At 56.9% G+C, this 8,657-nt stretch carries 8 protein-coding genes; 4 read left to right on the top strand and 4 right to left on the bottom strand.

Annotation, left to right across the window (positions count from 1 at the left end; translation table 11 throughout):
- The 3 genes from ACZAHD_RS19535 to yegD form a co-directional block, all read right to left on the bottom strand.
- Positions 1 to 296 (bottom strand): DoxX family protein (locus tag ACZAHD_RS19535; RefSeq protein WP_462458244.1); only part of this gene is annotated, 296 nt, incomplete at its 3' end.
- A 107-nt stretch (positions 297 to 403) separates the two neighbouring features.
- The gene (locus tag ACZAHD_RS19530) at positions 404 to 1,312 is read right to left on the bottom strand and encodes a LysR family transcriptional regulator (RefSeq protein ID WP_462458243.1); all 909 of its coding nucleotides are present in this window, start codon (positions 1,310 to 1,312) and stop codon (positions 404 to 406) included.
- A 121-nt stretch (positions 1,313 to 1,433) separates the two neighbouring features.
- Positions 1,434 to 2,786 (bottom strand): molecular chaperone, encoded by a 1,353-nt coding sequence (yegD, locus tag ACZAHD_RS19525; protein WP_462458242.1) that lies wholly within the window; start codon positions 2,784 to 2,786, stop codon positions 1,434 to 1,436.
- A 137-nt stretch (positions 2,787 to 2,923) separates the two neighbouring features.
- Here yegD and alkA point away from each other — a divergent pair, with 137 nt between their 5' ends.
- From alkA to asmA, 4 genes are all read left to right on the top strand, one after another.
- Positions 2,924 to 3,772 carry a DNA-3-methyladenine glycosylase 2 gene (gene alkA / locus ACZAHD_RS19520; RefSeq protein ID WP_462458245.1) on the top strand — a complete coding sequence of 283 codons (849 nt, stop codon included), beginning with the start codon at positions 2,924 to 2,926 and terminating at the stop codon, positions 3,770 to 3,772.
- Between the two features lie 230 nt (positions 3,773 to 4,002).
- On the top strand, positions 4,003 to 4,644 hold the full coding sequence (gene udk / locus ACZAHD_RS19515; protein WP_274786459.1) for a uridine kinase: 642 nt from the start codon (positions 4,003 to 4,005) through the stop codon (positions 4,642 to 4,644).
- Between the two features lie 90 nt (positions 4,645 to 4,734).
- A complete protein-coding gene (dcd, locus tag ACZAHD_RS19510) occupies positions 4,735 to 5,316 on the top strand; it encodes a dCTP deaminase (protein WP_100685221.1) in 582 nt (193 codons plus the stop codon).
- 27 nt (positions 5,317 to 5,343) lie between these two features.
- Complete coding sequence (gene asmA, locus ACZAHD_RS19505; protein WP_462458241.1) at positions 5,344 to 7,191, top strand: outer membrane assembly protein AsmA; 1,848 nt, start codon at positions 5,344 to 5,346, stop codon at positions 7,189 to 7,191.
- 456 nt (positions 7,192 to 7,647) lie between these two features.
- On the opposite strand, the gene ACZAHD_RS19500 is transcribed toward asmA, so the two are convergent.
- Positions 7,648 to 8,657, bottom strand: a 1,010-nt coding sequence (locus ACZAHD_RS19500; RefSeq protein WP_462458240.1) for a hemolysin family protein, incomplete at its 5' end; no start/stop codon positions are given.

Here is an 8,657-nt window from a genome sequence, read left to right as displayed (position 1 = left end):
GTAAAGAAGAAGCCTGCCGGGCCGTGAACCGTGAAAATCGCGCCTAATAAAATGGGGATCAGCACCAGGGCGACGATACGGGTATAAATTCCCAGAATCAGAGCGATGGCGCCAAAGAATTCGACGGTCATCGTGATATAGGCCAGCCAGCCGGGAAGACCGAGCGAGGCGAAAAACTTCGCGGTTCCGGCAGGGGTGAAGACGAAAAACTTCAGGCCAAAATGCGCGAGGAAAAGAATACCAAGCGCAAGGCGCATGACCAGAGCAGCATAAGGGGTGGTGCGTTGATCGAACATGGTTAAGTCCTCCTTTTCAGTTGATTGAAGGACTGTACAATATTTCTTTTATGCAGATTATCCCGTTAGAACGAGCATGTTTATTTCTATATTGGAAATAATAAGATTCAGTATTTCATCCGCTCTTCCGCGACAGAAAAGATATCCACCAGAAAATCGATCATCACTCGCGATTTATGCGCCAGATAGCGCGCGGGTGGAAAAACGGCGAACAGCGCCAGCGGTGGCGCTTCATACGCGGCCAGCACCGGAACCACCTGCCGCTCGTCCAGCGCTTTTCGGGCAATAAAAAACGGCAAGCGTGCGATCCCGAGCCCCGCGCAGGCGGCGGCAAGACAAATCTCGGCATTGGAAAATTTCATCTTTCCGCGCACCGGCTGGGAATGTAACTGTCGCTGCTCATCGAGAAACGGCCAGTGCCAGGGATCGCGAAAGTTAGTATCGACAATCAAATCGTGCTGGTTGAGCGCTTCCCATCTTTGCGGTTCTCCTTGGCGGGCAAGGTATTCCGGCGAGGCAATCACCACGTTACGCACGGGGCAAAGGCGACGAGCGAACAGCGTGCTGTCGGTTAAGTTACCGATCCGTAGGGCCAGATCGAAACCCTCATCAACAACGTTCACCAGCCGGTCGGAAAAACTGACATCCAGTTCAATATCCGGATAACGGCGGGCAAACGTCACCAGGTGAGGGGCCAGCTGCGTGGTGCCAAAGGTTACGGGAGCGGAGATACGCAACTGTCCGGCAGGGGCGTTGGAGATATTACGTACCGAGTCGTTGAGTTCATCAAAATCAATTAATAGCTGGCGGATACGCTCATAATAGGCGAGGCCGACATCGGTCGGGGTCAGCGAGCGGGTACTGCGCCTGAGGAGGTGTACGCCAAGGTCGCTTTCGAGACGGGAAATGAGTTTTGAGGCCTGACCATGGCTCGTACCGCAGCGCTGTGCGGCGAGCGTAAAACTGCCCGTTTCCATTACCGCGACAAACATTCGATCGCAATCCAGCCGTTCCATAGGGCACCCTTTTTATTTTGAAAGCGCCATTATAGCAAATGGTTGTGGGGATCCTGGTGTTTCGGGAGTGGGGAGCGCTACGCTTGAGTTGTCTGCCGGGGGACACTGCCCCCGGCATCAATCAACCAAAGACGACCTGCGCCCAGCGGGCCAGACCGGCGGTAACGGAGCCAAAATCATCGCCGCCGGCGATCGGAATCCCCGGCAGGTGGGCGGTCAGCGCTTTCTTAATCAGCGGTGAGCGGGCGCTCCCTCCGGTCAGGTAGATCACATCCGGCGTTTCGCGGCTGTTGTCCAGCGCCAGCTGCACTTGTTCCATAATACGCGTCAGCGGCTGATTCAACGCAGCTTCCAGCCCTTGCTGGCTGATAGCCGCGGCCAGTTCATTACCGATAAACGGCAGCCTGGTGGTAACTTGCTCCTGCGAGGAGAGGGCGATTTTACTCTCCTCGGCACTGCGTACCAGGCGATAGCTCAGGCGCTGGCGCCAGACTTTCAGCAGCAGCGCGACTTTATCGGTGTCGCGGGCATCGCGCAGTAAATCATTGAGTAAGCGACCGTTGGCGCTGCTGTAGAAATCGGTTTGCGCCGGCACATCGTTGATCGCGACGGCGTTCCACCACGGCAGAACCGGCAAGGCGATCCCTTTTTCAGTTTCGCCGCCCATCCCCAGCAGCGGCATCAGGCATTTAAATGCCAGGGCGATGTCGAGATCGTTCCCACCGACGCGGCAGCCGCTGTGGCCGAGTAAACTTTGCTGGCGATCGGCTTTCTGCCGCCACTGCGGCCCCATCAACAGCAGTGAACAGTCGGTGGTGCCGCCGCCGATATCGACGACCAGCACGCGTTTTTCTTCGTTGAGCGTCGCTTCGAAATCCAGCCCGGCGGCGACCGGTTCAAACTGGAAAACGACGTCACGGAAACCGGCGCGCTTCGCCGCGCGCTCGAGGATCCCCTGCGCCTGGGCATTGGCGTCATCGCCGCCCAGTCCCTGGAAGTTGATCGGCCGGCCAATCACCGCCTGGTCAATAGTTTCCGGAAGCTGCGACTGCGCCTGCTGTTTAATATGCAGCATCATGGCGCACACCAGGTCTTCAAACAGCGCAACTTGTTGCGGTTTCAGGCCGCTGGCGCCGAGGAACGATTTCGGGGATTTAACGAAGTACACTTCTTGCGGATCGTCGACATATTGATGCAGCGAGGCCAGACCAAACTGGACACTGTTGTCGAGGACATCGATGTCTTCATCGCGGTTATAGTTGATGGCGCGACGCAGCAGCGCCTGGTTCTCATCGCCGTTGGTCGGCACGTCATGATGGCGGTAAAGCCATTCACTGACCGCTTCGCGGGTCGGCGCCGACAGCATTGACGGCAACAGCTTGCTGCCGTTTTCCAGCGTGAGCAAATGCGGAAGATTATCGCGCATTACGGCAACCGAACAGTTGGCGGTTCCGTAGTCAAAACCAATAAACATGACCTTAAAAATCCCCATGCCAGTGAAGAAGGGGGGCGACTTTAGCGGATTGCCGCCACGGCGACAACTGGAATTTAAAAGCAAGGTATGTCGGGCGCGGAGCGTCTATCATTGAGGCAATTAAAGAAGGAGAAATGATGACGCTGTTACCCTGGCACTCCCCCTACGACCCGGAATGGATATTCGGTTTTCTCCACGCCCGTGCGGTGGCGGGGATCGAAACGTTCAGTGAGGGGCGTTATACCCGCAGCTTTTCGCTGGCGGGCCATCTCGGCCTGATAACGGTTGAGCCCGATATGGCGGCACAGGGATTACGTGTGACCTTATCAGACGGCCTGCTGCCGGTGGCGGAGGCGTGCCATGCCCGTGTGGCGCGCCTGTTTGATTTAGCCTGTGACCCGCATCGGGTGGTTCAGACGCTGGGAGCGCTGGCCAGCGCGCGTCCGGGGCTGCGCCTGCCGGGATCGCTTGATGCCTTTGAACAAGGGGTGCGCGCGGTACTGGGGCAGTTGGTCAGCGTGGCGATGGCGGCGAAGCTGACGGCAAAAGTGGTGGCGGCTTACGGGGAACCGCTGGCGGAGGCACCGGAATACATGCTCTTTCCTGAACCACAAACCCTGGCGCAAGCGGATCCGTTAGCCCTTAAAGCCGTGGGCATGTCGCTGCAGCGCGCCAGGGCCCTGATCCATCTGGCGCAGGCGGTGATTAACGGTCAGCTGCCGCTGGTGGCGCCGGACGACATTGAGGCCGGGATGAAACAGTTGCAAACGCTGCCTGGCATTGGCCGCTGGACTGCCAGCTATTTTGCCCTGCGTGGCTGGCAGGCGAAGGATATTTTCCTGGCGGATGATTACCTGATTAAGCAGCGGTTCAGCGGTATGACCCCGGCACGCATTGCTCGTTACGCCAGCCGCTGGCAGCCGTGGCGTTCCTATGCGTTATTGCATATCTGGTATACTGAAGGGTGGGCGCCGATTGAGGAATAGCCATGCAGGGCGCATATCACTGGTATCGACGCACTGAAATCCCTATAATTGCCCGCGTTTGACGGTCAAACGTCACCCTTCTAATACATGAAATTATTCGAGATGCGTCTCAAAACTCGTTAGCGTTTTGCACAAACCCCACAGGGGCGAGGCGGCGAGCCGGGTTACGCGGGGGCAGCTCGAAGGGTTATGTGTATATACATCCAGGTTAATCAGGTCGCAAAAAAGTTATGACTGATACGTCTCATCAGTGCGTCATTATCGGTATCGCCGGCGCATCGGCTTCGGGAAAAAGTCTTATCGCCAGCACGCTGTATCGCGAATTGCGTGAACAGGTTGGTGATGAACATATTGGCGTTATTCCGGAAGACAGCTACTACAAAGATCAAAGTCATTTGTCGATGGAAGAGCGTGTTAAAACGAACTATGACCATCCCAGCTCGATGGATCACAGTTTACTGTTTCAGCATTTGCAGATGTTGAAAAGCGGCCAGCCGATTGAATTACCGGTATACAGTTACGTTGAACATACGCGTATGCCGGAAACGATTCACATCGAACCCAAGAAAGTGATCATTCTCGAAGGGATTTTATTGCTGACCGATGTTCGCCTGCGCAATGAGCTGAACTTCTCGATCTTCGTTGATACGCCGCTGGATATCTGCCTGATGCGCCGCATCAAGCGCGATGTGAATGAGCGCGGGCGCTCGATGGATTCGGTGATGGCGCAATATCAGAAAACGGTTCGTCCGATGTTCCTGCAGTTTATTGACCCTTCCAAGCAGTATGCCGACATTATTGTGCCTCGTGGCGGTAAAAACCGCATCGCGATTGATATTCTGAAGGCTAAAATCAGTCAGTTCTTTGAATAACACAGACGAATTGTGTAACGTGCAAAGAGAACCCAAATTGCCCTTAACCGCGGAAGGTGGAGGGGCGCGATGCCATAAAGGAGAGAGCTCATGCGTCTGTGCGACCGAGATATAGAAGCCTGGTTGGATGAGGGGCGGCTATCTATCAGCCCGCGCCCGCCCGTTGAACGGATTAACGGCGCGACCGTAGACGTTCGGCTGGGGAATAAATTCCGCACGTTTCGCGGCCACACGGCGCCCTTTATCGATCTGAGCGGGCCGAAAGCGGAAGTGACCGCGGCGTTGGATCGGGTGATGAGCGAAGAGATCGTGCTGCCGGAAGGCGAAGCTTTCTATCTGCATCCTGGAGAGCTGGCGCTGGCGGTGACCTACGAGTCGGTGACGCTACCGGCCGATCTGGTCGGCTGGCTGGATGGTCGCTCCTCTCTGGCGCGTCTGGGACTGATGGTGCACGTCACCGCTCACCGTATCGATCCCGGCTGGTCAGGCTGCATCGTGCTCGAGTTCTTTAACTCCGGCAAGCTGCCGCTGGCGCTGCGTCCGGGTATGCCGATTGGCGCATTGAGTTTTGAACCGCTGTCAGGTCCTGCGGCACGGCCCTACAACCGCCGTGAAGACGCCAAATATCGCGACCAGCAGGGCGCGGTGGCAAGTCGAATTGACAAGGATTGATAACGTAAGCGGTGTACTGAGGGTGCCATGAGACGAATTCTGACGACGCTGATGATCTTGCTGGCGGTGGTTGTCGCCGGGCTGACCGCGTTGGTATTGCTGGTCAATCCCAACGATTTTCGCGCCTATATGGTGCATAAGGTGGCAGAACGAAGCGGTTATCAGCTTGAACTCGATGGCCCGCTGCGCTGGCATGTCTGGCCGCAGCTGAGTATCCTTTCCGGTCGCATGACGCTGACGGCGCCGGGTGCTGCTGAACCGGTGGTGCGCGCGGACAATATGCGTCTTGATGTCGCCCTGATGCCGCTGATTTCCCATCAGCTGCAGGTTAAGCAGGTGATGCTCAAGGGGGCGGTCATTCAGCTGACGCCGAAGACCGAAGCCGTGCGCAGCCAGGATGCGCCGGTGGTGCCTCACGACAATTCGCTGCCCCTGGTGGCGGATGACAGCGGCTGGTCCTACGATGTGCGGCAGTTGGAGGTGGTGGACAGCGTCCTCTTTTTCCAGCATGAAGATGGCGAACAGGTGACGGTGCGCGATATTCGTCTGCAGATGGAGCAGGATGAACATCATCACGCTACGCTCGATTTTTCCGGGCGAATCAATCGCGACCAGCGCGATCTGGCGCTCTCTCTCTCCGCCGAGGTGCAGGGTGGCGACTATCCGCACTCTCTGCAGGCTGACATCTCCCGACTCGACTGGCAGCTGCGCGGCGCTGAGTTGCCGGCTGACGGCGTGAATGGCCAAGGCAGTTTGCAGGCGAGCTGGCAGGAAGATGAGAAAAAGCTGAGCTTCAATAATCTTAATCTGACGGCGAACGGCAGCGCAATCGCCGGCGACGCCAGCGTGATTTTAGGCGACCGGGCTGACTGGAATCTCAATCTTCACGCGACCACCCTTGATCTCGACAGCCTCCTGACACACGGCTCGCCGGCGACAGATTCTGGCGCCAGCCAGCAGGGGCAAGGCCAGCCAAGGCAGTTGCGTCCGGTGATTGCCGACAGCGATATTCAGCAAGATTATAATAGCCTGCGTGGATTTACCGCCCGTATGTCGCTGACGGCCGACCAGCTTCAGTGGCGCGGGATGACCTTTACCCAGGTGAAAAGCGACATCAGCAATCAGCTTGGACTGCTGACGATCAATCAGCTTCAGGGCGAATTGGATGGCGGCCTGATATCGTTGCCCGGCACTCTCGACGTGCGTGGGAAGACTTCGCAGGCCTCTTTCCAGCCGAAACTGGATAACGTTGAGATCGCCACCATCCTGAAAGCATTTAACTATTCGCTTAATCTGACCGGTAAGCTCTCCTTAACCGGGGATTTCTCCGGCGAAAGAATTGATGCCGACGATTTTCGTCGCCGCTGGGAAGGGGATGCGCAGATAAAGATGGCGAATACCCGCACCGAAGGGCTTAACTTCCAGCAGCTCGTGCAGCAGGCCGTTGAGCGCAGCACCAATATGCAGGCGCAGGAAAATTACGACAACGCCACCCGCCTGGATTCCCTGAGCAGCGAGCTGCAACTGGCACAGGGGCAGGTCACGTTGCAAAGCCTGAGGGGGCAATCGGAGATGATGGCACTGACCGGGCAGGGCGAACTGAATTTGCTGGACGAAGAGTGCGATATGCGCTTTAACGTGCGCGTGCTGGGTGGTTGGAAAGGCGAAAGCAAACTTATCGATCGACTTAAACAGACCGCGATTCCGCTGCGTATTTACGGTAAATGGCAGGCGCTGAGCTATAGCCTGCAGGTCGACCAGGTGTTGCGTAAGCAGCTGCAGGATGAAGCCAGACAGCGGCTTAACGACTGGATTGAACGTAATAAAAATACCCAGGATGGGAAAGACGTGAAGAAACTGCTTGAGAAACGCTGACCGGGATTGAGCGAAGTGCGACCTTCCCGATCCGGTTCCCGACCCGGATAGCGGCGCTAACGCCTTATCCGGGCTACCAGGGCTCAGCGCATCTTCGCGTGGCGGCGGGATAATCTGCACTTTCCGCACCCGGTGACTTTCGATCCTGTAGCCCCGGTAAGCGAAGCGCCACCGGGGAGAGTGACAGGGCAGCGGAGCTCACACTTCGTCGCTCAGCGCATCTTCTCGTGGCGGCGGGATAATCTGCACTTTCTGCACCCGGTGACTTTCGATCCTGTGGCCCCGGTAAGCGAAGCACCACCGGGGAGAGTGACAGGGCAGCGGGGCTCACACTTCGTCGCTCAGCGCATCTTCGCGAGGCGGCGGGATAATCTGCACTTTCCGCACCCGGTGACTCTCGATCCTGTAGTCCCGGTAAGCGAAGCGCCACCGGGGAGAGTGACAGGGCAGCGGGGCTCACACTTCGTCGCTCAGCGCATCTTCGCGTGGCGGCGGGATAATCTGCACTTTCTGCACCCGGTGACTCTCGACCTGCAATGTTCGTACGATGTAGTCGCCAATTTTCACCTCTTCACCCGCTTCAGGGACATGCTGCAGATTTTCCATCAACAGACCGGCAATTGTGTGATATTCGCGCTTATCATCGAGCGGCAGGGGAATGTATTGCACTAAATCTTCCAGCGGCATATGCCCATTGGCGGTCCAGCTGCCGTCAGGATTTTTCACGATATCGTGGCGGGCATCAATCTCTTCAGCCTCATTGGGTAAATTACCGGCGATGGTTTCCATGACATCGCTCAACGTCACCACTCCCTCAACCGAACCAAACTCATCCACCACGAAGGCAAAATGAGTCCTGGCATGACGGAACTGCTCCAGCGCTGACAGCAGAGGCAGCGTCTCAGGGAACACCAGCGGCTGACGGAGCAGGGCGCGTAAGTCGAGTGGTTCGTGGCGCAGCGATTGTTGTAGCAGGTCGATAACGTGAACCACTCCGAGCAGATCTTCATCATCATTTCCGCCGGTAACCACCAACCGGGTGTGCTGATTTTTCTCCAGCAGCGCGCGGATTTCATCTTCCGGCGCGCTAAGGTCAATATGCTCGATATCATGGCGCGAGGTCATAATACTGCTGACAGTGCGCTGGTTGAGATTCAGAACCCGCCCAATCATCCGGCGTTCCTGGGGATTGAACAGTGGGTTATCAGCCTGGCTGTCAATGAGTGCGGCAGTATCGCTACTGAGCTCGGTGCTTTCTTTATGTCCGCTGAGTAAATTCATTACCGCTTCGGTTGTGCGCTGGCGAAGGGTGAGGTTCGCGGAGAGGAAGCGACGGCGATTGAACAGCGCCAGTTGGTTCAGCGACTCAATGATGACGGAGAAGCCAATGGCCGCATACAGATAACCTTTCGGGATGGGGAATCCAAACCCTTCGGCAATCAGGCTGAATCCAATCATCAGCAGGA

This window comes from Raoultella sp. (genome assembly GCF_039594335.1).
Classification (GTDB): domain Bacteria; phylum Pseudomonadota; class Gammaproteobacteria; order Enterobacterales; family Enterobacteriaceae; genus Klebsiella.
This window is presented reverse-complemented; position numbering and strand designations above follow the sequence as displayed.